Consider the following 23,454-nt stretch of genomic DNA (forward strand, 5'->3'; position numbering starts at 1 on the left):
CGGCCCTGTTTTCCGGTTCTTGTGGTTTTCGCGGGCACGTAAAAGTACATGACACGCTCGTAGCTTATGTTATTCGATTCATCCATACGCAAAGAGTTGGCCCGCAGCTTTGGCGCGACGCTGGTGGTGCTGGTAACCGTGGTCATGACCATGATGCTTATTCGCACCCTCGGCCAGGCATCCAAAGGCAGTGTCAGTCCCTCCGACGTCATGCTGGTCATGGGCTTCACGGTTCTGGGCCAATTGCCCACGATTTTGAGCCTGAGTCTTTTTATCGCCGTGGTCGCCACGTTGTCGCGCATGTACCGAGACAGCGAAATGGTGATCTGGTTCGCCAGCGGACGCGGGCTGATCAGCCTGGTTCGTCCCCTGATTCGATTTGCCTGGCCGGTGATGGTGGTCATCGCCGTGTTGTCCCTGCTGGTGTGGCCCTGGGCAAACTCCCAGATCCAGGAGCTCAAAACCCGCTACGAGCAGCGCAGCGACATCGACCGCATTGCACCCGGCGAGTTCCAGGAGTCATCCAATGGCAGCCGTGTTTTCTTCGTCGACAAAGACAGCCCGGACAACCAGGTTGGCAACAACGTCTTCATTGCCGCCAACGACGGCAAACGCGAATCAGTGACATCCGCCCGTAGCGCTCGGCTGGAGACGCAGAACAGCGAACGCGTGGCCATCCTCACCCAGGGCCAGCGGCTGGAGACAGCTCTCGATAAGCCCGGGGTCAAGATCAGCGAGTTTGCCGAATACGGCACCCGTATCGGGTCGGCCCCCACGGGCTCGGCCGAAGAGCAGGCCGTGAAATCCCGCACCACCTACGATTTGCTCACACAACCTTTGCCCGCCTATCGCGCGGAGCTGGGCTGGCGCTTGGGGCTGGCGCTGGCGGCGGTCAATTTTGTGTTGTTGGGCCTGGCGGTGGCCAGCGTCAACCCACGCGCAGCCAGCAGCACCAGCATGGTGTTCGCGCTTTTTGGTTTCGTCACTTACTACAACCTGATGACGCTGGGCCAAAGCTGGGTCGGTGCCAGCCGCCTGGGCTTGGGTAGCTTCATGCTGCTGCTGCATGGCGGCACGCTGGTGCTGGCCTTGCTCGTACTGGCCATACGGCATAACCAGTGGAGCGTGCGCCGCCTTTGGCCAGCGCCAAAGCCTGAAGCGAGCGCGTCATGAAAACCCTTCGTCACCTCATTCACCGCGAGGCCCTGTCGGCCGTCGCCTTTGTCACGGCGGGTTTCCTGGCGCTGTTTTTTTTCTTCGACCTGATCGACGAATTGCGCTGGGTGGGCCGTGCCGGCGCAGATGGATACCAGCTGTCGCATGCCCTTTTGTTTGTGACGTTGAGCATTCCGAGCCATCTGTATGAGCTGTTGCCCATCACGGTGCTCATCGGCACCATCTTCGTGATGGCGCGCTTTGCACAAAGCTCTGAGTTCACCATCATGCGCACCAGCGGCATGGGCCCTTGGCGTGCATTGCGCACGCTGCTGGCGTTGGGCGGCGTGTTTGTGCTGTTGACCTTTGCCGTGGGCGACTATCTGGCCCCATTGGCGGACCGCGCCGCGCAGCTCGTCAAGGTGCGGTATCTGGGCCGCCTGACAAGCGGTGCGACGGGGGCTTGGCTCAAAGAGCGCCAGGACGACCACTCGTTCGCAGTCAACGTGCGGGCCCTGGCACCCCACGGCGGCATGCTGGATGTGCGCATCTTCGAGTTCGACGGCAAGGGGCGCCTGGCCGCGCAGATACACGCTGACTCGGGTCAATTCGATTCTGGCGATGCCTGGAGGCTCGACAACGTGCGAAGCAGCCGCTTTGACCACGGCGGCAGCAACGGCAATGAAGCCCGCGTGGAACACCTGAACACACCCATCTTTCAGTGGCACACCCGCATTACCGCCGACATGGTGGCCGCATCACTTCTGAAGCCTGATCGCATGGCCACACTGGATCTGTTCCAGTTCATCCGACACCTCAACGCCAATGGGCAGTCGGCCCAAAAGTACGAGATCGAATTCTGGCGCAAGGTGTTCTACCCCTTGAGCTGCCTGGTGATGGTGGTGCTCTCGCTGCCCTTTGCGTACCTTCATTTCCGCTCCGGTGGTATTGCGGGCTACGTGTTTGGAGGGGTCATGGCAGGCATCAGCTTCTTCTTGTTGAACAACGTGTTTGGCTATGCAGGCAACTTGCAGAACTGGTCGCCCTGGCTCACGGCGGCGGCCCCCGGGTTGATTTATTCGGTGTTATCGCTGGGAGCGTTTGGTTGGCTGGTGCTCAGGCGTTGACCCGCAGCCAGCGCATCATCCCAAAGCCTGCCCGCCGCCATCGCTGCCCGCTGTCGCACCTCGCACCTGATTCACACAATGACCCACGCCATCATCTTGTTCTCACACGGCTCGCGCGACCCACTCTGGCGCGCCCCCGTGGAGGCTGTTGCGGCCCACATCGCCGCACAGCACCCCGACCGCAGCGTGGCATGTGCCTATCTGGAGTTGTGCGAGCCCACCCTTGCCGACGCTGCGAGCCAACTGGTTGCGCAAGGAGCAACCCAGGTGACCGTTGTCCCCATGTTTCTGGGCACCGGCAAGCATGCCCGCGAAGATTTGCCTTTGCTGGTCGCTGCGCTGCGCTCGGCCCACCCCGGTGTGCCCTTTACGGTGCAGGCGGCCATTGGTGAAGACCCGCGCATGACCGCGCTGATGGCCCACATTGCGTGCGAAATCGCTCCCCACTGAGCTTTCTCGGCGCGGCAACCGATATTGCTTAGACGATTGTAGAATAATGATGCCAATCTTTAGGCGATATTAGATATGAACCTGCACCAATTCCGCTTCGTTCAAGAGGCTGCGCGCCGCAACCTCAACCTGACCGAGGCCGCCAAGGCCCTGCACACCTCGCAGCCCGGCGTCTCCAAGGCCATCATCGAGCTGGAAGAAGAACTGGGCGTGGACATCTTTGCCCGGCACGGCAAACGCCTCAAGCGCATCACCGAGCCCGGCCAGCATGTGCTCAAAAGCATCGAAGTCATCATGCGCGAGGTGGGCAACTTGAAGCGCATTGGCGAGCAGTTCAGCGCGCAAGACAGCGGCACCCTCAGCATCGCCACCACCCACACCCAGGCCCGCTACGTGTTGCCCGTGCCCGTGGCGCGGCTGCGCGAGGCCTACCCCAAGGTCAACATCAGCTTGCACCAGGCCACGCCGCATGAAGTGGCCCGCATGATCATTGACGAAGTGGCCGAGATCGGCATGGCCACCGAATCTCTGGCCGACTACCCCGAACTCGTCACCCTGCCCTGCTACGAATGGCAGCACGTGCTGGTGGTGCCCAACGACCACCCGCTGGCGCAAAAGGAGCGCATTGGCCTGGACGACCTGGCCCACGAAGCGCTCATCACCTACCACCCATCGTTCACCGGCCGGGGCAAGATCGACCACGCCTTTGCGGCGCGCAAGCTCACGCCCCGCATCGTGCTTGAGGCCATCGACTCCGACGTGATCAAGACCTACGTGCGCCTGGGCCTGGGCATCGGCATCGTGGCCGAGATGGCCATGCGCGACGACCCGCTGGGCGACCTGGCCGTACGCCCCGTGGGCCACCTGTTCGGGCAGAGCGTGGCACGCGTGGCCTTCAAGCGCGGTGCCTACCTGCGCAACTTTGTCTACAAATTTGCCGAACTGCTCAGCGACCGCCTGAGCCGCGAGCTGATTGCCCGTGCCATGACAGGCCACGTCAACGACTACGAACTGTAAGAAGAAGGTGGCAAGAAACCGCCCCGCCCCATGTTGGGCAAGCCGGATTCACCCTTGCCTTCTCGTACCGTTCAAGATGCTCCCCCATTTTTCCCAACGTTCTGTCTTCCCCGTTGTTGCGCCATGACCCAAGCTACCAACTCCGCCCGCACCCCCGCCTTTCCCAGCAAGCTGCCCAACGTGGGCACCACCATCTTCACGGTGATGTCTGCCCTGGCCACCGAGCACAAGGCCGTCAACCTGGGGCAAGGTTTTCCAGACTTTGAATGCGCCCCTGAACTGGTGAACGCCGTCACCGCTGCCATGCAGGCAGGGCACAACCAGTACCCGCCCATGCCCGGCGTGCCAGTGCTGCGCGAGGCCGTGGCCCGCAAGATCGAGGCGCTGCACGGCAAGGCCTACAACCCCAACACCGAAATCACCATCACCGCTGGCGCCACGCAAGCCATCATCACCGCCATCCTGGCCATCGTGCACCCGGGCGACGAAGTGATCGTGCTCGACCCCTGCTACGACAGCTACGTGCCCAACATCGACCTGGCCGGTGGCAAGGCCGTGCGCGTGCCGCTCACACCGGGCACCTTCCGCCCCGACTTTGCCAAGATCAGCGCCGCCATCACGCCGCGCACCCGCGCCATCATCATCAACAGCCCGCACAACCCCAGCGCCACCATCTGGACGGCCGAGGAAATGCGCCAGCTCGAAGCCCTGCTCGCCCCCACCGACATCCTGCTCATCAGCGACGAGGTGTACGAGCACATGGTGTTCGACGGCGCAGAGCACCAGAGCGCAGCGCGTTTTCCTGGTCTGGCGGCGCGCGCCTTCATCGTGTCCAGCTTCGGCAAGACCTTCCATGTCACGGGCTGGAAGGTGGGCACCGTGGCCGCGCCCGCAGCCCTGACGGCCGAGTTCCGCAAAGTGCACCAGTTCAACGTGTTCACCGTGAACACGCCGGTGCAGTACGGCCTGGCGGCTTACCTGGAAAACCCAGCGCCTTACCTGCAACTGCCCGCCTTCTACCAAGCCAAGCGCGACCTGTTCCGCCAGGGGTTGCAAGGCTCGCGCTTCAAGCTGCTGCCCAGCACGGGCAGCTACTTCCAGTGCGTCGATATTTCGGGCGTGAGCGACCTGGGCGAAGCCGATTTCTGCCAATGGCTCACTCGCGAGGTGGGCGTGGCGGCCATTCCACTCTCGGCCTTCTACGCCGATGGGTTTGACCAGCGCGTGGTGCGCTTTTGCTTTGCCAAGAAAGACGAGACCCTGCGCGCCGCGCTGGAGCGCCTGCGCAGGCTCTGATTCCAGCCCATAGATAAAAAGTGGCTGCAGCGCTTATGGATAAAGCGCGAACAGCTATCATTTTTGAAAATTCTGCTTTCACGCAATCGCTCTGCGCCCCATGACCCCAGGCGCATCTTGATGCTTTCTTGATACCCCACAGCCACCTCTTGCGCCCATCTTGATGCGGGCTTTCCTAGCATCGGTCCATGTTTCAAGGAGAAGCAGATGGACTGGGTTTATATGGCAATGGGCGGCACGCTGTGGCTCGCCATTTGTGGGTTAACCAAAGGCTGCGCACGGCTGCAGGCGCAAGGTCAAGGGGGGCGGTCATGACCAGCGGCTGGATGATTCTGGCGGCCGTGCTGGCTGCTGCGCTTTTGGTGTACCTGGTCGCCGTGTTGCTGCGGCCGGAGGACTTTTCATGAGCACCGGTGCATGGCTGCAATTGGCAGTGTTCATGGCACTGCTGCTGGCGCTGGCTTGGCCGCTGGCGCGTGGTATCGACGCCGTGATGGCAGGCCGCTTTGCGCTGGGGCGGCGGCTGGAAGGCCCGCTGTTCCAACTGGCAGGCGTGCGGCCCGATGAAGAGACCGGCTGGCTGCGCTACGCGCTGGGCCTGCTGGTGTTCAATGGCCTGGGCGTGCTGGCGGTGTATGCGCTGCAGCGCTGGCAAGCCGTGCTGCCGTTCAACCCGCAAGGCATGGCTGCCGTGTCGCCCGACTCGGCCTTCAACACCGCCATCAGCTTTGTCACCAACACCAACTGGCAGGGCTATGGCGGCGAAAGCACCATGAGCTACCTCACGCAGATGCTGGCGCTGACGGTGCAGAACTTCCTGTCTGCCGCCACAGGCTTGGTCGTCGTCATTGCGTTGGTGCGTGGGTTTGCAAGGCATTCAGCGCAGAGTATTGGCAATGTGTGGGCCGATCTGACCCGCGCCACGCTGTGGGTGCTGCTGCCGCTGTCGCTGGTGCTGGCCGTGGTGTTTGCAGGCCAGGGCGTGATCCAGAACCTGTCGCCCTATACCGAAGTGCAGACGCTGGAGCCCGTGCATTACGACGCCCCCAAGCTCGATAGCGCAGGCCAGCCCGTGCTGGACGCCCAAGGCGCTGCGGTGACCGAGCCCGCCACCCAAACCACCCAGACGCTGGCCATGGGCCCCGTGGCCTCGCAGCTGGCCATCAAGATGCTGGGCACCAACGGCGGCGGCTTCTTCAACGCCAACTCGGCCCACCCGTTCGAGAACCCCTCGGCCGCCAGCAACCTGCTGCAGATGCTGGCGATCTTCCTGATACCCGCCGCTTTATGCCTGGTGTTTGGCCGCATGGTGGGCGATGAGCGCCAGGGCTGGACGATTCTGGCAACGATGAGCCTGCTCTTTGTGGTCGCCGTGGTGGCCACCACCGCCTTCGAGCAGCAGGGCAACCCGCTGCTTTCATCGCTGGGCGTGGACCAGGCTGCCAGCGCCCTGCAGGCGGGCGGCAACATGGAAGGCAAGGAAACGCGCTTCGGCATCGCCACCTCGGCCCTGTTCGCCGTGATCACCACAGCGGCCAGCTGCGGTGCGGTGATTGCCATGCACGACAGCTTCACGCCCCTGGGCGGCATGGTGCCGATGGTGCTCATGCAGATGGGCGAGGTGGTGTTCGGCGGCGTGGGCTCGGGCCTGTACGGCATGCTGGTGTTCGCCATCATGGCCGTGTTCATCGCCGGGCTGATGATTGGCCGCACGCCCGAATACCTGGGCAAGAAGATCGAGACGCATGAGATGAAGCTCGTCTCCATCGCCATCCTCGTCACGCCGTTGCTCGTATTGCTCGGTACCGCCGTGGCGGTAATGAGCGAGGCAGGCCGCGCGGGCCTCTCCAACCCCGGCGCGCACGGCTTTAGCCAAGTGCTGTACGCGCTGTCTTCCGCCGCCAACAACAACGGCAGCGCCTTCGCAGGCCTGTCGGCCAACACCCCCTTCTACAACGTGCTGCTGGCCGTGGCCATGTGGCTGGGGCGCTTTGGTGTGATCGTGCCCGTGCTGGCCATGGCCGGGTCCCTCGCCGCCAAGAAGCGCGCCACCGCCACCGATGGCACCTTGCCCACCCACGGCCCGCTGTTTGTGGCGCTGCTGGCGGGCGTGGTGCTGCTGGTGGGCTTGCTGAACTATGTGCCCGCCCTCGCGCTGGGCCCGGTGGTTGAGCACCTCGTGCTCACACCCCGTTGATAAATGGCTGGGAGATTGTGATGACTCGCAAAACATTGACCCTGTTCGACCCCGTCCTGGTGCGCCCTGCGCTGCTGGAGGCTTTCAAGAAGCTGGACCCGCGTGTGCAATGGCGCAACCCGGTGATGTTTGTGGTGTACGTAGGCAGCGCCTTCACCACCGCGCTGGCCGCCAGCAAGCCCGAGGGCTTCACGGCTGCCGTGGCCCTGTGGCTGTGGTTCACCGTGCTATTTGCCAACTTTGCCGAGGCCATGGCCGAAGGCCGCAGCAAGGCCCAGGCAGCATCGCTGCGCGGGCTAAAAAAGCAGACCTGGGCCAAAAAACTCGACGGCCAGTTTGACCGCACCACCCCACGCACCGAAATGACCTGGCTGCCGCTGGAAGCCGCCAACTTGCGCAAGGGCGATGTGGTGCTGGTGGAAGCCGGTGACATCATCCCTGCCGATGGCGAGGTGATCGATGGCGTGGCCTCAGTGGACGAGAGCGCCATCACCGGCGAATCGGCCCCGGTGATCCGCGAATCGGGCGGCGACTTCTCGGCCGTGACGGGCGGCACCCGCGTGCTGTCCGACTGGATCGTGGTGCGCGTGGCCGTGAACCCCGGCGAGACCTTTGTGGACCGCATGATCGCCATGGTCGAGAACGCCAAGCGCCACAAGACACCCAATGAGATCGCGCTGACCATTTTGCTGGTGGCGCTGACCATCGTGTTCCTGGGCGTGGTGGTCACGCTGCTGCCGTTCTCGCTGTTCAGCGTGCAGGCCAGCGGCGCGGGCGAGCCTGTGAGCCTGGTCGTGCTGGTGGCCCTGCTGGTGTGCCTGATCCCCACCACCATCGCGGGCCTGCTCAGCGCCATCGGCGTGGCAGGCATGAGCCGCATGATGCAGGCCAATGTGATCGCCACCTCCGGCCGCGCGGTGGAGGCTGCAGGCGACGTGGACGTGCTGCTGCTGGACAAGACCGGCACCATCACCCTGGGCAACCGGCAGGCCAGCCAGTTCGTGTCTGCGCCCGGCGTGACCGATGCGGCCCTGGCCGATGCAGCGCAGCTCGCGTCGCTGGCCGACGAAACCCCCGAAGGCCGCAGCATCGTGGTGCTGGCCAAGCAGAAGTTCAACCTGCGCGAGCGTGATCTCTCCAGCCTGCAAGCCACGTTCGTGCCGTTCACTGCGCAAACGCGCATGAGCGGTGTGGACCTGCCCGGCGCCCGCCTGCTGCGCAAGGGCGCAGCCGATGCCATCCGCAAGCACGTGGAGGCACTGGGCGGGCGCTTCCCCACCGCCGTACAGACCGCAGTGGACGATGTATCGCGCCGCGGCAGCACACCGCTGGTGGTGGCCGATGGCGCCCATGTGCTGGGCGTGGTGGAGTTGAAAGACGTGGTCAAGGGCGGCATTAAAGAGCGTTTTGCCGAGCTGCGCCGCATGGGCATCAAGACCGTGATGGTGACGGGCGACAACCGCCTGACCGCCGCCGCGATTGCGGCCGAGGCCGGTGTGGACGACTTTCTGGCCGAAGCCACACCCGAGGCCAAGCTGCAGCTCATCCGCAGCTACCAGGCCAATGGCCAACTGGTGGCCATGACGGGCGACGGCACCAACGACGCCCCCGCCCTGGCCCAGGCCGACGTGGCCGTGGCCATGAACACCGGCACCCAGGCCGCCAAGGAGGCCGGCAACATGGTGGACCTGGACAGCAACCCCACCAAGCTCATCGAGATTGTGGAGACCGGCAAGCAGATGCTGATGACGCGCGGCTCGCTCACCACCTTCAGCATCGCCAACGACATTGCCAAGTACTTCGCCATCATCCCGGCGGCGTTTGTCACCACCTACCCGCAGTTGTCGGCCCTGAACTTCATGCACCTGGCCAGCCCCTCGTCAGCCATTCTGTCGGCCGTGGTGTTCAACGCGCTGATCATCATCTTCCTGATCCCGCTGGCCTTGAAGGGCGTGGCCTACCGCGCCGTGGGGGCCGCCGCGCTGCTGCGCCGCAACCTGGCCATTTATGGGCTGGGGGGCATGGTGGTGCCGTTCATTGGCATCAAGTTGATTGACATGGTGCTGGCGGCTGCCGGTCTGACTTGAACAAGGACCTCCCCCTGTGTCGCTTCGCGCCTTCCCCCTCCTCTCGCTTCGCTGCGCTACGCGGGGAGGGGGACGACACCCTCGCTGCGGGGCGGCCCTTGCTCGGTGTCCCCTGGCCTGGGCCGCGCCAGTCCGATAAGCAGCTCCCGGAATCTCATTGAAAGGAAAATCGTATGCCTATCCGTATCCCCCGCGACGACGTGCCCGCCAGCCCAGGCGGCCTGGTGCGCCCCGCCCTCACGCTGTTTGTTGTGCTGTCCATCGTCACCGGCCTGCTGTACCCGCTGGCCGTGACGGGCGTGGCGCAAACGGCCTTCCCACACCAAGCCAACGGCAGCTTGATCACCCAGGGTGGCAAGACGGTGGGCTCCGAGCTGATCGGCCAGTCGTTCACCGAGCCCGGCCATTTCTGGGGCCGCCCGTCGGCCACAGCGCCCATGCCTTACAACGCATCGGCATCGGGCGGCTCCAATCTGGGCCCCACGAACCCGGCGCTGACAGATGCCGTCAAGGCCCGCATCGAGGCCCTGCGCGCTGCCGACCCCGGCAACACCCAACCCGTGCCCGTGGACTTGGTCACCGCATCGGCCAGCGGGCTGGACCCCCACATCAGCCCGGCAGCCGCCGCCTACCAAACCGAGCGCGTGGCCCGTGCCCGGGGCCTGCCCGTGGCGCAGGTACAGGCGCTGGTGCCGCAACATACTGAAGGCCCCTGGCTGGGTTTGTTCGGGGAGTCGCGTGTGAACGTGCTGGCCTTGAACCTGGCGCTCGATGCGCTACCAAAATAATAGCTGCTTGCGCTTGATGAATAAGCGCTAAAGGCCCATTTGATTCAAAAGTGACGAGTAAACTGTAGCCATGCAGGATCGCCCCGACCCCGACGCGCTGCTGCAGCGCATCCAGCAAGAGCAGGCCCAGCAGCAGCGTGGGCGGCTCAAGGTGTTCTTTGGCGCCTGCGCGGGGGTGGGCAAGACCTTTGCCATGCTGTCCGCCGCCCGGGCGGCACAGGCGCAGGGCACACCCGTCACCATCGGCGTGGTCGAGACGCATGGCCGCGCCGACACCGACGCGCAGACCGCCCACCTACCGCGCCTACCGCTGCGCGCCCTGCCCTACAAAGACCGCACCCTGCCCGAGTTTGACCTGGACGCCGCCCTGGCCTGGGGCGCCGCGCACCCCGAGGGCCTGGTGCTGCTGGACGAACTGGCCCACAGCAATGTGGCCGGATCGCGCCACCCCAAGCGCTGGCAAGACGCCGAAGAACTGCTGGCCGCAGGCATCGACGTGTGGTCCACCATGAACGTGCAGCACCTGGAGAGCCTTAACGACATCGTCAGCGGCATCACCGGCATCCGCGTGTGGGAGACGGTGCCCGACCAGTTTTTTGACGCGGCCGACGAAGTGGTGGTGGTGGACCTGCCACCTGACGAGCTGCTGGCGCGCCTGAAAGCCGGCAAGGTCTACCTGCCGCAGCAGGCCGAACGAGCCGCCGCCAACTTCTTTCGCAAAGGCAACCTGCTGGCCCTGCGCGAGTTGGCCCTGCGCCGCACTGCCGACCGGGTGGACGACGAAATGCGCGCCTACCGCCGCGCCAGCACCACCACGGCCGAGGCCGTGTGGCCCAACCGCGAGGCCCTGCTGGCCTGCGTAGGCACGGGCGACAACGCCGAAAAAGTGGTGCGCAGCTGCGCCCGCCTGGCCGCCCAGCTCGACCTGCCCTGGCACGCCGTCCACGTGGAAACGCCGGAGCAGCAAGGCCAGTCGGCCACCCTGCACCCGCAGGTGGAGCGCACGCTGAAGATCGCCTAGCAACTGGGCGCTGCCGCCTGCGCCGTGCTGCCCGCAGCCCAGCCCGCACAAGCCCTGGTGCGCTATGCGCGTGAGCACAACCTGGTGCGCGTGGTGATGGGGCGCAGCGCCCGGCGCTGGCCCTGGCAAGCCACGCTGGCCGAGCAGATCGGGCAAAGTGCCTGCGACCTGGACCTGTTGCAGGTGGGCACACTGCCCAACCGCTCTGACCACAACGATCGCAAAGCGACCCGCGCCACCGCCGCCGTGTCTCGCACTGCATTCTGGCCCGGCTACATCGCCGCCGCACTCGCCTGCTGCGTGGCCGCCGTCATCGCCACACCGCTCGCCAATGTGCTGGAGCTGACCAACATCGTCATGCTGTTTTAGCTGGTGGTGGTGGGTGTGGCGCTGCGTTTTGGTCGCGGCCCGGCCATCATGGCCGCCTTTATGGGCGTGGGGTTCTTTGACTTTTTCTTTGTGCCGCCGCGCTTCAACTTTGCGGTGAGCGACGCGCAGTACGTCGTCACCTTTGCCGTGATGCTCGTGGTGGCCCTGGTGGTGGGCCAGCTCACCGCCGGGCTCAAGGTACAGGCCGAGGCCGCTACCGAGCGCGAACACCGCGTGCGCAGCCTGTACGACATGGCGCGGGACTTGTCTGCTGCCCTGCTGCCCGAGCAGGTGGCGGAGATTGGCGCACGCTTTATCACTGGCGAATTCAGCGCAGGCAGCACGCTGGTGGTGGCCGACGATGACAACCGCCTGCAGGTGCTGCCCGGCGGCACCGCCCCCGTGGACATGGCCGTGGCGCAATGGGCGTTTGAGCGCGGCGAGCCCGCAGGCCGGGGCACGGATACCTTGCACTCCAGCCCCACGCTGGTGCTGCCGCTCAAGGCGCCCATGCGCATCCGTGGTGTGCTGGTGGTGGCCATGCCACAACACCAAGGTCAAGGCCAGGTACCCGGTGTAGAACCGCGCCGCCTGCTGCAGACCTGCGCCTCGCTGCTCGCCATTTCGCTCGAACGCATCCACTACATCGACGTGGCGCAAAAAAGCACGGTGCAGATCGAGTCCGAGCGGCTGCGCAACTCGCTGCTCTCGGCCATCTCGCACGATTTGCGCACGCCGCTGGCCTCGCTGGTCGGCCTGGCCGAATCGCTGGCCATGGTGCAGCCGCCCCTGCCTGCCCACCAACAAGAGCTGACCGGAGCCATCCAGCAATCGGCCCAGCGCATGAGCGCGCTGGTCAACAACCTGCTGGACATGGCCCGCCTGGAGTCCGGGGCCGTGCAGCTCAACAAGGCCTGGCAGCCGCTGGAAGAAGTGGTGGGCAGCGCCTTGGCCGCCAGCGCCCCGGCCATCGCTGCGCGCCGCATCGAGGTGACCCTGCCCGACGACCTGCCGTTGCTGCAAATCGACGCCGTGCTGATGGAACGCGTGCTGGTCAACCTGCTTGAAAACGCCGCTAAGTACACCCCCGTAGACACCACCATTCACATCAGCGTGCAGCCCCAAAGCGATGCCGTGGCCTTGACCATCACCGACGAAGGCCCCGGCCTGCCCAAAGGGCGCGAAGAGCTGCTGTTTGAAAAGTTTGAGCGTGGCGCCCGCGAAAGCGCCACGCCCGGCGTCGGCCTGGGGCTGGCGATTTGCCGCGCCATCGTGCAGGCGCATGGTGGCAGCATCCGGGGCGATACGATCCTCAACGCGCAGGGCCAGCCTGCAGGCGCACGCTTTACGCTGCTGCTGCCACGCGGCACACCGCCCACCGACCTGGGCACCGATGTCCCCTATGCTTGATTCGCAAGGATGCTCATTCCATTTCTAAATCATCCGTGTCGTTGTTGCTTCGCCTTGCCGTGCTACAGCACTGTCTGCGGCTTCGCGCCTAGACACAAATGATTTGGAAATGGAATCAGATGCCGCCACCCCATCTGTTCGGGCTGAGCTTGTCGAAGCCGGGGCGCTGATCGTCAGCAGCCCTTCGACAGGCTCAGGGCGAACGGAGCTATTTTTCCAGCCTCGCTGTCCCCCCAAGCACGCACCATGACCGACCTGCCCACCCACATCCTCATCGTCGAAGACGAAGCCGACATCCGCCGCTTTGTGCGCCTGACGCTGGAGAGCGAGGGCCACACCGTGCACGAGGCCGCCACCCTGCAGCGCGGCCTGATCGAGGCCGGCACCCGCCGCCCCGATCTGGTGGTGCTGGACCTGGGCCTGCCCGACGGCGACGGCGTGGACTTGATCCGCGACCTGCGCACCTGGTCGGCCATGCCCATCATCGTGCTCTCGGCCCGCAGCGCCGAGGCCAGCAAGATCGCGGCGCTGGACGCCGGGGCCGACGACTACCTGGTCAAGCCCTTTGGCTCGGACGAGCTGATGGCCCGCGTGCGCGCCCAGCTGCGCCGCAGCCAGCGCGCATCCGGCACCGAAGCCACACCCGTCATCCAGTTCGGCCCCATCACCGTGGACCTGGCCCGCCGCACCGTAGAGCGCAGCACGGACGGCAATGGTGAAGGCGATGGCAGCGAGGCACTGCACCTCACGCCCATCGAATACAAGCTACTCACCTACCTGGCCTCCCAGCCCGACCGCGTCATCACCCACGCCCAATTGCTCAAGGCCGTGTGGGGCCCAGGCCATGCCGAAGACACGCACTATGTGCGCGTGCACATGGCCAACCTGCGCAAGAAGGTGGAACACAACGCCTCCATGCCCCGGCACCTTCGGACTGAGGCGGGCATTGGGTACCGGTTCGTGCCTTGATGCGCCTCACGAACCCTTCGCAGTAAGGGTGGTGGCACAGCGCAAAGCGCGCTCTCCCGCCACGCGCAGCCGCTCCTGCAGCGACGCGGGCGCCAACACCTCAAACTCCACATCCAGCGCCATGAGCCAGAACGCCAGGGCATCGCTGGCGGCGCATTCCAGCTGGCACTGCTGCCCATCGGCCAGCGTGGTGACCACACCGGCCGACTGCGGAATGCGCCGCGCCATTTCTGCGTAGGGCGCGTGCAGCACAACCCTCGCCTGGTCGGGGTGCGGCGCCACGGTGATGGAGCGGGAGACATAGGCCTTGAGGTCACCGCCGTCCGGCCCAGGGCGCGGTACAAAATGCGCGCCGACTTCCGGCTTTGCCACCATGCGGTCGATGCGGAAGGTGCGCCAGTCGCCACGGCTGCAATCCCACGCCACCAAATACCAGCGCATGCCGGTGTGCACCACGCCCTGCGGCTCCACCGTGCGCTGGGTGGCACGCCCCTTGCCGTCTTCGTACGAAAAACCTAGCCGCAACTGGTCGCGACAGGCCGATGCCAGCGTGGCCAACAGCGAGGCCTCCACCACCGGCCCGGTGCGGTCCAGCGGCAGGATGGTGGAGCGCAGCGCGTCCACCTGCTCGCGCAGCCGCAGGGGCATGGCCTGCTCCAGTTTCACCAAGGTGCGCAAAGCGGGTTCTTCAATGCCGCCCACAGCACCCGCGGTGGCGGTGCGCAGCGCAATCGATACGGCCAGGGCTTCTTCATCGTCCAGCAGCAACGGGGGAAACGCCTGCCCCGCGCGGAAGGCATAGCCGCCCGCCACGCCACTGCTGGCCTGCACCGGGTAGCCCAGCTGCCGCAGGCGGTCGATGTCGCGCCGCAGCGTGCGCGGGTGCACTTCCAGCCGCTCGGCCAGCTCGGGGCCCATCCAGTGGCTGCGGGTTTGGAGCAGTGACAGCAGGCGCAACAGGCGGGTGGATGAAGTGAGCATGCCGCCACTGTACATTGAATCGAGGACTGAAATTGTCCGCAATGGTTCTTACAGTGACTCCACCTTTTCTTCCACCACTTGCAAGGAGTTCTTCATGTCCATCGTCCTTTATTGGCACCCCATGTCCAGCGCCACCCCCATCGCCTGCGCCCTCACCGAACTGGGTGCGCCGCATGAGCGCATCAAGATCGACATCCGCACCGGCGAGCAGCGCCGCCCCGACTACCTGGCCCTCAACCCGAACGGCAAGGTGCCCACGCTGACGGTTGACGGCGCACCGATGTTTGAGGCCCTGGCCATCCACCTGTGGCTCGGTCATCGTTTTGGCGTGGAGCGCGGCCTGTGGCCCGCTGGCGGCACGCCAGAGGCGTTGCAAGCCCTATCCTGGTGCGCTTGGTCGTATGTGACCTATGGCGCGCTGGTGGGACGCCTGCATGTGGCAACCCAGGGCGAAGAAGTGTGGCGCAACACTGCCCAGGCAGAGGCCGTTCTGCGTCAGCTGAGCGAGTTGCTGGTCGTGCTGGACGCGCGGCTGGCCCAGCAACCCTGGATGCTGGGGGCGAACTACTCGTTGGTGGATTTGGTGGTGGGCTCGGTGCTGGGTTACAGCGTGTACTTGGGTGCGCCTGTCAATGCGCATCCGCATGTACAAGCCTGGCTCGCCAAAGTCCAAGCGCGCCCGGCCATGCAGATCGACGGTTGACGCGGTGCAGCAGCCACACCAGCGATCACAGTGACCGAAACGGGCGCCGGCTAGTACTCTGCGCCCTTGTCGCCGTCGCCATGCGCCGCAGTGCGCACCACACGCCCAATGCTCAGACCCTGCACCAGAATTGAGAACACCACCACGCAATAAGTGAGTGTGAGCACGATGTTGCGCTCTGGCCCCGCAGGCAGCGAAAGTGCCAGCGCCACAGAGATCCCCCCGCGCAGGCCGCCCCACACCAACACGCGCTCGGAGCCCTGCGGCAAATTCAACCACTGTGCGCCAGCGCGCACCGGCAGCCCCACGGTGAGCCAACGCGCGGCTAGCGCCACCAGCACCGCCGACACACCTGCCAGCAACAGCGGCACCGAAAACGAAATCAACAACACCTCCATGCCAATCAGCACGAACAGCACAGCATTGAGGATTTCGTCAATCAACTCCCAGAACATGTCCACATAGCGCCGCGTGGTGTCGGACATCGCGCGGGCACGCCCGCCATTTCCCACAATCAAGCCTGCAACCACCATGGCCAGCGGCCCGGAGACATGCAGATGCGACGCCAGGGCGTAACCGCCCACCACGGCGGCCAAGGTCAACATCACCTCGATCTGGTACTGGTCGATGGATTTGAGCAGCCACACCGTGACCCACCCCAACACGAGGCCCAGCACGACGCCACCGCCCGCCTCTTGCGCCAGCAGCGACGCGCCTTGTGCCGCCGTGGGCAGGCCGCCACTGGCGAGCACGCCCAGCAGCAACGAGAACAGCACCACACCCACGCCATCGTTGAACAACGATTCGCCGGAGATCACCAACTCCAGCGACTTGGGAGCCCCGGCGGACTTGAGAATGCCCATCACGGCAATCGGATCCGTGGGGGATATCAGCGCACCAAACAGCAGGCAATACAGCAGCGGCACTGGCACGCCCACCCAGGGCAATACCCACCACATCCCCAACCCGATGACGATGGTGGACAGTGTTGTGCCCACCAATGCCAGCCCTGCCACCGTATAGCGGTATTTGCGCAGTGCCGACAAGTCCACATGCAAGGCGCTCGCAAACAGCAGGAACGACAACATGCCCTGCATCAGCACCTCGGAAAAATCGAGCGTGCGCAAAAACGACTTTTCACGTGCCAACAAACCGTAGTCCAAGCCCGCAGCATCCAGCGCCACCAGCACCAGCGAGAACACCATGGCGATGACCATGACACCAATGGTGGTGGGCAGGCGCACAAATCGGAAGTTCACATACGAAAGCAGCGCGGTCACAACCAGGCAAATGGCGGCAATGTCGAGCATGGAGGTGGCGTCTTATGGCTGAGGGATGGGGGAGAGAAAAACAATGCACCGGACCCCAATGAGCGGCCCCTGGCGCCATACAAAGCGCCTATAGCAGCACGATGTCGTACTGCTCTTGCCCGATGGCACTTTCGGCCTGCAGTGAAATGGGCTTGCCGATAAAGTCCGACAGCCCAGCCAGATGCTGGCTCTCTTCGTCCAGGAACAGTTCCACTACAGGCGCCGATGCGACCACACGAAACTCTCGGGGGTTGAACTGACGGGCTTCGCGCAAAATTTCGCGCAAGATGTCGTAGCACACGCTGCGCGCAGTCTTCACGCTGCCCTTGCCCTGGCAGGCTTCGCAAGGCTCGCACAGCATGTGGGCCAACGATTCGCGGGTGCGCTTGCGCGTCATCTCGACCAGGCCTAGTTGGGAGAACGTGCCGGACGACATGGTCTTGACCCGGTCGCGCGCAAGCTGCTTCTTGAACTCCGCCAGCACAGCCTGCTGGTGGTCGTCCCGCACCATGTCGATGAAGTCCACGATGATGATGCCGCCCAGGTTGCGCAGGCGCAGCTGGCGGGCGATGGCCTGTGCGGCTTCGAGGTTGGTCTTGAAGATGGTGTCGTCGAAGTTGCGCGCGCCCACGTAGCCACCAGTGTTCACGTCGATGGTGGTGAGCGCCTCGGTCTGGTCCACGATCAGGTAGCCACCCGATTTGAGCTCGACCCGTCGTCCCAGGGCCTTGGCCACTTCTTCGTCGATGGCGTAGAGGTCAAAAATCGGCCGCTCGCCCTTGTAGTGCTGCAGCTTGCCTGCGGCGGCGGGCATGAACTCCTGCCCAAACGCACGCAGCCGGTGAAACTGCTCCATCGAGTCGAGCCGGATGGTCTGCGTGTGGTCGCCCACCATGTCGCGCAGCACACGCTGCAGCAGGTCCAGGTCCTGGTGCAGCAGTGACATCGCGGGCAGCTTGAGCGAGGCCTCCTTGATGCGCGCCCAGGTCTTGCGCAGGTAGGCAATGTCTTCGGCCAGCTCGGCATCGGTCGAATCTTCGCCGTTGGTGCGCAGGATGAAGCCGCCACCGCCGCCCGTGGACTTGTCGCCCACCAGCGCCTGCAGCCGCGCGCGCAGCGCATCGCGCTCGGCGGGCGGGATTTTTTGCGACACGCCCACGTGGTCGTCCTGCGGCAAAAACACGAGCAGGCGGCCTGCAATGCTGATTTGCGTGGACAGCCGCGCGCCCTTGGTGCCAATCGGGTCCTTGATGACTTGCACCATGAGGGCCTGGCCTTCAAACACCTGTTTCTCAATGGGGGTCTGCGGCTCGGTCTTGCGTGCAAAAGCTGGCGGTTCGCCGTCAGGCTGCCGGTGCCAGACATCGGCGACATGCAAAAACGCTGCGCGCTCGAGCCCGATGTCGATAAACGCCGACTGCATGCCCGGCAAAACGCGCGAGACCTTGCCCAGATAGACATTGCCCACCAGTCCGCGCTCCAGCGTGCGTTCGATGTGCAGCTCTTGCACCGCACCGTGCTCCACCACGGCCACGCGCGTTTCCTGGGGTGACCAGTTGATCAAAATGTCTTGTTGCATGGAGTGTGCGTTCTGTTGTTATGTTTTGTGGTGTTTATATGGCAAAACCCGCTGCGCGCAAGAGCTGTGCTGTCTCGTACATGGGCAGGCCCATGATGCCCGAATAGCTGCCGCTCAGGGTCTGCACATACGCCGCTGCCCTGCCCTGAATGCCATAGGCGCCTGCCTTGCCCAGCGGCTCGCCGGTGGCCACATAAGCATCAATCTGGGCAGGAGTCATGGCCCCGAACGTCACCCGTGACACCGACAAGGAGCAAAGGCGCCTGGCACCCACCTGCAACGCCACAGCCGTGAGCACGCGGTGCTCATGGCCCGCCAGCTCGCCCAGCATGCGCGCCGCGTGGGCAGCGTCGTCGGGTTTGCCGTAGATGGTGCGGCCCAATGCCACTGTGGTGTCCGAGCACAGGATCGGTGCGTCGGGCAAGCTACGGCGCATGCGCCGCGCCACGGCCGCATCAAGCTTGAGGCCGGTCACCCGCTCGACATAGGCGGTGGGCGCCTCGCCCGGCAACACGGCCTCCATGGCTTCGGCGTCTTCGGGCTCGTCGCCTGGGGTGTTGGGCAGCAATAGTTCATGCGCAACCCCCAGCTGTTCAAGCAGCTGGCGCCGACGGGGGCTTTGGGAGGCGAGGTAGACGAAAGTGGGCATGGGCAGATCTTGATGAATAAAAAAGGGCACGATGAAAGGCAGTGGGCAGGATACTGTCGGATTTGCAGCCGACGATGTCCAAGGCGGACAGGCTCCTAAACCACAAAACGCGTCACCGCCAGTATCGCCACCGGCATCGTCACCAGGCCCAGCGCGGTGGACACCGCCACGCTCGCCGTGACTTCGTCTTCGGCCACGGCATAGCGCTGGGCGAACAAAAACACGTTGGCCCCCACTGGCAGTGCGGCGGTAACAATCATCACGGCCAGCGGCATGCCCGACAGGCCCAGCGCCCAGCCCAGGGTTGCCAGCACCAACGGGTGCACCACACACTTGACCAGCGCAATGCGCAGCGCCGCCTTGAAATGGTGGCCCACCGTAGTGAACGCCAGCGTGACCCCCACCAGCAGCAGGGCAATGGGCCCCAGCGCCTGGCCCAGCAACTGCAGTGGCTTGCCCACCAGCTCGGGCACCAACAGGCCCGTTTGCGCAAACAACAGGCCCGCGATGATCGGCAGCGGCACGGGGTGCAAGATGCCGTTGCGAATGGCTTGCAGCACGGTGCGCCACATGGGCAGCTGCACCCCGCCATCGCGCCCCGCATGTTCACGCGCGCTGGCCAGTTCAAACACCACCGTGGCCGCCGTGAGCAAGATGAGCGAGTGCACCGAGATCAGCGTGAACAGCGTGACCAGCCCCTCCTCGCCAAACACCAGGCCCACCACGGGCACCCCAATCATCAGCGCATTGCTGAACGTGTTGGCCAGCGCCCGCGCCGCGCCCAGGCGGCTAAAGCCTTGCCACACCAGCGAGGCCGTGTACACCATGCCAAACGCCACAAAGTAAATGCCCACCGGCCCGAAGTTGAGGTCTTCGAGGTGCACCGTGCTCATGGTGCGAAACAGCAATGCGGGCGTGAGCACCATGAACACCAGATTGGCCAGGTCCTTGACCGCACCCGCCCGTATCCAGCCGCGCCGCCCCACAAAAAAGCCGATGGCGATGAACAAAATGACAGGGATCAGCGAGGTGAAAACGGCGGAGTTCAAGGTGCACGGGCCCGGGAGGACAAAGGTACGGAAAAGCGGACAAGCGGGTAACCACGGCCACACACCACGGTGTGCAAGGTCACAGCACTATGATTTTAATAGCTGCTAGCGCTTTTGCATCAAGCGCTGGCGGCCATTTTCGCTCATGAATCAACCGTTTGTGGCGCAGGTGTCGCACAGCCCACCCCCTCAGCCACCACCGCCACCCTCACCACAACCCTCACCCTCCCCTCACACCAAGCTCGGCCCCAGCCACACCCCGCTGCGCAGGCGCTCGGGCACCTGCTGCGCCCACACCTGGGCGCTCGACTCCCAGGTCTCCTGCTGCACGTTCAGGCCGGCAAACACGCCGTAGCCGTCGCCAGCGCGAATGTCTTCGCCCGCGCACAGGCTCTCGCCCGCCTTGATCGAGCCGTGGGTGTGGATGCACTCGCCCGCCTTGATGCCCCAGGCCGCTTCCAGGTGCTGCACGCCGGTGATAGCGCCGCCCACCAAAATGCCGTGCCCCGCGCGCAGGCTGCCCGCGCCGGTGAGGTGCCCGCCCACGCGCACGCCCTTGTCGCATTCCACCGCGCCGCGGGCGATCAGGTCTTGCCCCACAAAGGCGCCTCCCTGGAGCACCAGCTTGCCGCCGCACACCACATCCCACCCGGCGCGCAGGTCGCCACCGCCCGTGATGTTGCCCGCAGCCTCCACGCCCCAGTCAGCGCGCAGATCGCCGCCCGCCTGCAAAAGGCCGCCGCTCACAATGCCGCCCGCGACGCGAAGGTCTTCGCCCGTCACCACCGATTCCCCGGCCCGCAAACCCCCACCCGCGCGGATGGACCGCCCCGCCTGGATCACGCTCGACACCTCGATGCTGCCGCGCACCAGCACCGTGCCGGCAAACACGATGGCATCGGCCTCCAGCTGATCTACCGACAACACTGCGTTGGTGGGGCCAAACTGCGACAGCAGCCAACACGCATCGCCCACCCGCCCGGCGCTGACCAGCGAATCGAGCACCTCCTGGTAGCCGCTGCCGTCTTCCACATTGCGGCTGAACCAGCGAAACCCGTCCGCACAAGGGTTTTTGGCCCGCAGGAATTTTTTGGTGAACTCCATGGCCCTCACCCCCGGTGGGCCCGCGCCCATGAAGGCGCGGGCGCAGCGATGGACAACCGCGCGGAAGGCGGATGGACGGGGTGTGACCAGATGGGCGTGGGCCCAACAACAAGGCAAGTAAACATGAGGCATCTCGTGAAAGAGCGGCCCGTGCCGGTGCAGCAAAGAGCACATCGGACGGCCACCATCGCGCTGGGCTGGGGCCCGGCGATGGATGTTCTGCGCAGTGTGGGGAGAAAAGAAGGTTATCGCCGGGCGGGGGAATGTGCGACCGGCTTGTAGGGCCAGATCTCACACACCGCAGCGCCCCCGCCCACACACCCGGCCATAGGCACGCAGCCGCGCAGCGGGCCGGTGTGGGCGAATGGGGTGGGGAAAAACATAGGCGCAGATGGTATCAGCCAGGCCTTTCGCTGCGGCTTGAGGGGGGATTGCCATGCCGCATCCGCCGCCGTCACGTGCAGCAGGTGCGTCACGTGCGGCAGCGCCGACTCAAGGGCTGGCGCAGGGTTCGCCCAGCCCCGCATACCCCGCTACCTTTTGCAGGCTGGATCGGTTGTCCAGGCAGGCCTGGTGCTGGGCGGCCGCCGCTTTTTGCTGGGCCACGCGTGTGGCAGTGGCGCGCTCGGCCTGCAACTGCGCCACGCGCTCACGAATGTGGGGCATGGCGGCCAGCGCGGCTTTTTCGCCCTCCACCATCGCCTTGGCGCGCTGGCTGAAGTCTGCCGAGCCCAAATCGAGCACCTGGGGCCGGATGATCACGTCCGCGCGCGCCAGCTCGGCCTGCCCCAACTTCTGGCCCATGATGGCAATCGACTGGCTGAGCGTGCCCAGCATGTCGCCCGGCGATTTGCCCCGGGCCTTGTTGGAGATGTCCACCGCAATCACCACATCCGCACCCAGCTGGCGCGCCGCATCCACCGGCACCGGGCTCACGATGCCTCCATCCACAAAATGGTATTTGCCCAGCGTGACCGGCTGAAACACACCCGGAACACTGCTGGACGCCCGCACCGCCTGCCCCGTGTTGCCCCGCGCAAACACCGTGCGCTCGCCGTCTTCGAGCCGCGTCGCCACCGCCACAAAGGGCTTGGCCAGCTGCTCCAGGGGCTTGTTGCGCACCTGCGCGTTCACATAGTCCTCCAGCCCCTGGCCCAGCACCAGCCCGCCCGACGACAACTGCAGGTCGCGGATCTTCGATTCATCCAGCGCCACGGCTTTTTCCTGCAGCTCGAACGCGTTCATGCCGCTGGCGTACATCGCCCCCACCACACTGCCCGCGCTCGTGCCCGCCACCACGGCGGGCGCAAAGCCGTTGGCCTCCAGCATCTTGATCACCCCGATGTGCGCAAACCCCTTGGCCGCCCCACCGCCCAATGCGATGCCGATCTTGATGGGGGCCGGTGCGGCGATCGTGGCGATGGGCTCGGGCAAGGCGGCAGCCGAACGCGGCGAACTGCTGCCACAGGCGCTCAGGGCCGCCAGCGCGCATACGCCCAACACCGCGAACAAGGGCGAAAAGACTGTGGGGAAGGTGCGGGGGGTAAAAGCGGTCATGGGCGATGGATCCAGAGGCCCAGCCCCATTGCGGGGCGCGGGCACAGGCTTGATTGTCCGCCAATGCCGCAACGGCCTGCACGGGCACCGCGCGACAACCCCGTGCCATCCAGTGGCACTTATTCACGCCAGGGCATGGCATGACATGGCGACAAAATATTGCACGATCATGCTATATTCTTTCACACGAAACGAAGGAGTCATCATGGTTGCTCGCCTGGCAAAGGTGGCGAATCTGGAGGCCGCCCCCGACAAAGCCCTGGTTTTGGGCAAGGCCACGGCCCGTGCCGCACAAGAGCTCAGCCTGTCCAATGCCGCGTTGGCCCGGGTGATTGGCTTGAGCGAGCCCACCATCAGCCGCATCGTGGGCGGCGCGCGTGGCATCGACCCCCTCTCCAAAGAAGGGCAGCTGGCCTTGCTGCTGGTGCGCCTGTTCCGGTCCCTGGACCCGCTGGTCGGCTCGGACGCGCAAAAGCGCCACGACTGGCTGCGCAGTCATAACAAGGCCCTCAATGGCGCACCGGCCGCCTTGATCGAAACCCCTGCAGGCCTGGTCACAGCCCTGGCCTACCTCGACGGGATGCGGGCCGCCGCGTGATGGTGCAGGCCCAGGCCTCCTGGAACCCCGGCTGGGTT

The 23,454-nt window shown here is 65.0% G+C and carries 19 protein-coding genes and 1 pseudogene; 13 read left to right on the forward strand and 7 right to left on the reverse strand.

The genetic code is table 11. From position 1 onward, the window contains the following. The first annotated feature begins 66 nt into the window (after positions 1-66). From lptF to KI609_RS12240, 11 genes and pseudogenes are all read left to right on the forward strand, one after another. Positions 67-1,173 carry an LPS export ABC transporter permease LptF gene (lptF, locus tag KI609_RS12190; protein WP_226443586.1) on the forward strand — a complete coding sequence of 369 codons (1,107 nt, stop codon included), beginning with the start codon at positions 67-69 and terminating at the stop codon, positions 1,171-1,173. Continuing rightward, entirely contained in the window at positions 1,170-2,282 is a 1,113-nt protein-coding gene (gene lptG, locus KI609_RS12195) for an LPS export ABC transporter permease LptG (protein ID WP_226443588.1), read from the forward strand. The genes lptF and lptG overlap by 4 nt, the downstream gene beginning before the upstream one ends. Before the next feature lie 78 nt (positions 2,283-2,360). Further along, a complete protein-coding gene (locus tag KI609_RS12200) occupies positions 2,361-2,732 on the forward strand; it encodes a sirohydrochlorin chelatase (RefSeq protein ID WP_226443590.1) in 372 nt (123 codons plus the stop codon). A 75-nt stretch (positions 2,733-2,807) separates the two neighbouring features. Beyond that, the gene (locus tag KI609_RS12205; RefSeq protein WP_226443592.1) at positions 2,808-3,749 is read left to right on the forward strand and encodes a CysB family HTH-type transcriptional regulator; all 942 of its coding nucleotides are present in this window, start codon (positions 2,808-2,810) and stop codon (positions 3,747-3,749) included. A gap of 123 nt (positions 3,750-3,872) precedes the next feature. Further along, positions 3,873-5,045, forward strand: coding sequence for a pyridoxal phosphate-dependent aminotransferase (locus KI609_RS12210; RefSeq protein ID WP_226443594.1), 1,173 nt, complete (start codon positions 3,873-3,875; stop codon positions 5,043-5,045). Positions 5,046-5,356: 311 nt separating this feature from the next. Further along, entirely contained in the window at positions 5,357-5,452 is a 96-nt protein-coding gene (gene kdpF / locus KI609_RS12215; protein ID WP_010458774.1) for a K(+)-transporting ATPase subunit F, read from the forward strand. After that, the gene (gene kdpA / locus KI609_RS12220) at positions 5,449-7,242 is read left to right on the forward strand and encodes a potassium-transporting ATPase subunit KdpA (protein WP_226443596.1); all 1,794 of its coding nucleotides are present in this window, start codon (positions 5,449-5,451) and stop codon (positions 7,240-7,242) included. Before kdpF ends, kdpA begins: the two co-directional genes overlap by 4 nt. A 20-nt stretch (positions 7,243-7,262) precedes the next feature. Next, positions 7,263-9,329 (forward strand): potassium-transporting ATPase subunit KdpB, encoded by a 2,067-nt coding sequence (gene kdpB / locus KI609_RS12225; RefSeq protein ID WP_226443598.1) that lies wholly within the window; start codon positions 7,263-7,265, stop codon positions 9,327-9,329. A gap of 173 nt (positions 9,330-9,502) precedes the next feature. Beyond that, positions 9,503-10,117, forward strand: coding sequence for a potassium-transporting ATPase subunit KdpC (kdpC, locus tag KI609_RS12230; protein ID WP_226443601.1), 615 nt, complete (start codon positions 9,503-9,505; stop codon positions 10,115-10,117). 70 nt (positions 10,118-10,187) lie between these two features. Further along, positions 10,188-12,917: pseudogene (locus tag KI609_RS12235) on the forward strand (DUF4118 domain-containing protein). A 246-nt stretch (positions 12,918-13,163) separates the two neighbouring features. Continuing rightward, entirely contained in the window at positions 13,164-13,886 is a 723-nt protein-coding gene (locus KI609_RS12240; protein ID WP_226443603.1) for a response regulator, read from the forward strand. Between the two features lie 6 nt (positions 13,887-13,892). Here KI609_RS12240 and KI609_RS12245 read toward each other — a convergent pair whose 3' ends face one another. Beyond that, positions 13,893-14,867 carry a helix-turn-helix transcriptional regulator gene (locus tag KI609_RS12245; RefSeq protein ID WP_226443605.1) on the reverse strand — a complete coding sequence of 325 codons (975 nt, stop codon included), beginning with the start codon at positions 14,865-14,867 and terminating at the stop codon, positions 13,893-13,895. A 94-nt stretch (positions 14,868-14,961) separates the two neighbouring features. Here KI609_RS12245 and KI609_RS12250 point away from each other — a divergent pair, with 94 nt between their 5' ends. Beyond that, complete coding sequence (locus KI609_RS12250) at positions 14,962-15,570, forward strand: glutathione S-transferase family protein (protein WP_226443607.1); 609 nt, start codon at positions 14,962-14,964, stop codon at positions 15,568-15,570. Between the two features lie 50 nt (positions 15,571-15,620). On the opposite strand, the gene KI609_RS12255 is transcribed toward KI609_RS12250, so the two are convergent. From KI609_RS12255 to KI609_RS12280, 6 genes are all read right to left on the reverse strand, one after another. Continuing rightward, positions 15,621-16,880, reverse strand: coding sequence for a cation:proton antiporter (locus KI609_RS12255; protein ID WP_226443608.1), 1,260 nt, complete (start codon positions 16,878-16,880; stop codon positions 15,621-15,623). 88 nt (positions 16,881-16,968) lie between these two features. Further along, positions 16,969-18,459 (reverse strand): ribonuclease G, encoded by a 1,491-nt coding sequence (gene rng / locus KI609_RS12260; protein ID WP_226443609.1) that lies wholly within the window; start codon positions 18,457-18,459, stop codon positions 16,969-16,971. Between the two features lie 34 nt (positions 18,460-18,493). After that, positions 18,494-19,108: a Maf family protein gene (locus KI609_RS12265; protein ID WP_226443610.1), complete on the reverse strand. Its 615-nt coding sequence runs from the start codon at positions 19,106-19,108 to the stop codon at positions 18,494-18,496. A 95-nt stretch (positions 19,109-19,203) separates the two neighbouring features. Further along, entirely contained in the window at positions 19,204-20,157 is a 954-nt protein-coding gene (locus KI609_RS12270) for an AEC family transporter (RefSeq protein ID WP_226443611.1), read from the reverse strand. 231 nt (positions 20,158-20,388) lie between these two features. Beyond that, complete coding sequence (locus KI609_RS12275) at positions 20,389-21,261, reverse strand: FapA family protein (protein WP_226443612.1); 873 nt, start codon at positions 21,259-21,261, stop codon at positions 20,389-20,391. 492 nt (positions 21,262-21,753) lie between these two features. After that, a complete protein-coding gene (locus tag KI609_RS12280) occupies positions 21,754-22,818 on the reverse strand; it encodes a patatin-like phospholipase family protein (RefSeq protein ID WP_226443613.1) in 1,065 nt (354 codons plus the stop codon). Positions 22,819-23,023: 205 nt separating this feature from the next. On the opposite strand from KI609_RS12280, the gene KI609_RS12285 reads away from it, so the two are divergent. Continuing rightward, the gene (locus KI609_RS12285; RefSeq protein ID WP_226443614.1) at positions 23,024-23,416 is read left to right on the forward strand and encodes an antitoxin Xre-like helix-turn-helix domain-containing protein; all 393 of its coding nucleotides are present in this window, start codon (positions 23,024-23,026) and stop codon (positions 23,414-23,416) included. Positions 23,417-23,454: the final 38 nt, after the last annotated feature.

It is taken from the genome of Acidovorax radicis, from assembly GCF_020510705.1.
GTDB lineage: Bacteria > Pseudomonadota > Gammaproteobacteria > Burkholderiales > Burkholderiaceae_C > Acidovorax > Acidovorax radicis_A.

Coding starts and splice junctions, on each gene's coding strand:
- lptF (WP_226443586.1), top strand. CDS start 67: ATGTTATTCGATTCATCCATACGCAAAGAGTTGGCCCGCAGCTTTGGC.
- lptG (WP_226443588.1), top strand. CDS start 1,170: ATGAAAACCCTTCGTCACCTCATTCACCGCGAGGCCCTGTCGGCCGTC.
- KI609_RS12200 (WP_226443590.1), top strand. CDS start 2,361: ATGACCCACGCCATCATCTTGTTCTCACACGGCTCGCGCGACCCACTC.
- KI609_RS12205 (WP_226443592.1), top strand. CDS start 2,808: ATGAACCTGCACCAATTCCGCTTCGTTCAAGAGGCTGCGCGCCGCAAC.
- KI609_RS12210 (WP_226443594.1), top strand. CDS start 3,873: ATGACCCAAGCTACCAACTCCGCCCGCACCCCCGCCTTTCCCAGCAAG.
- kdpF (WP_010458774.1), top strand. CDS start 5,357: ATGACCAGCGGCTGGATGATTCTGGCGGCCGTGCTGGCTGCTGCGCTT.
- kdpA (WP_226443596.1), top strand. CDS start 5,449: ATGAGCACCGGTGCATGGCTGCAATTGGCAGTGTTCATGGCACTGCTG.
- kdpB (WP_226443598.1), top strand. CDS start 7,263: ATGACTCGCAAAACATTGACCCTGTTCGACCCCGTCCTGGTGCGCCCT.
- kdpC (WP_226443601.1), top strand. CDS start 9,503: ATGCCTATCCGTATCCCCCGCGACGACGTGCCCGCCAGCCCAGGCGGC.
- KI609_RS12240 (WP_226443603.1), top strand. CDS start 13,164: ATGACCGACCTGCCCACCCACATCCTCATCGTCGAAGACGAAGCCGAC.
- KI609_RS12245 (WP_226443605.1), bottom strand. CDS start 14,867: ATGCTCACTTCATCCACCCGCCTGTTGCGCCTGCTGTCACTGCTCCAA.
- KI609_RS12250 (WP_226443607.1), top strand. CDS start 14,962: ATGTCCATCGTCCTTTATTGGCACCCCATGTCCAGCGCCACCCCCATC.
- KI609_RS12255 (WP_226443608.1), bottom strand. CDS start 16,880: ATGCTCGACATTGCCGCCATTTGCCTGGTTGTGACCGCGCTGCTTTCG.
- rng (WP_226443609.1), bottom strand. CDS start 18,459: ATGCAACAAGACATTTTGATCAACTGGTCACCCCAGGAAACGCGCGTG.
- KI609_RS12265 (WP_226443610.1), bottom strand. CDS start 19,108: ATGCCCACTTTCGTCTACCTCGCCTCCCAAAGCCCCCGTCGGCGCCAG.
- KI609_RS12275 (WP_226443612.1), bottom strand. CDS start 21,261: ATGGAGTTCACCAAAAAATTCCTGCGGGCCAAAAACCCTTGTGCGGAC.
- KI609_RS12280 (WP_226443613.1), bottom strand. CDS start 22,818: ATGACCGCTTTTACCCCCCGCACCTTCCCCACAGTCTTTTCGCCCTTG.
- KI609_RS12285 (WP_226443614.1), top strand. CDS start 23,024: ATGGTTGCTCGCCTGGCAAAGGTGGCGAATCTGGAGGCCGCCCCCGAC.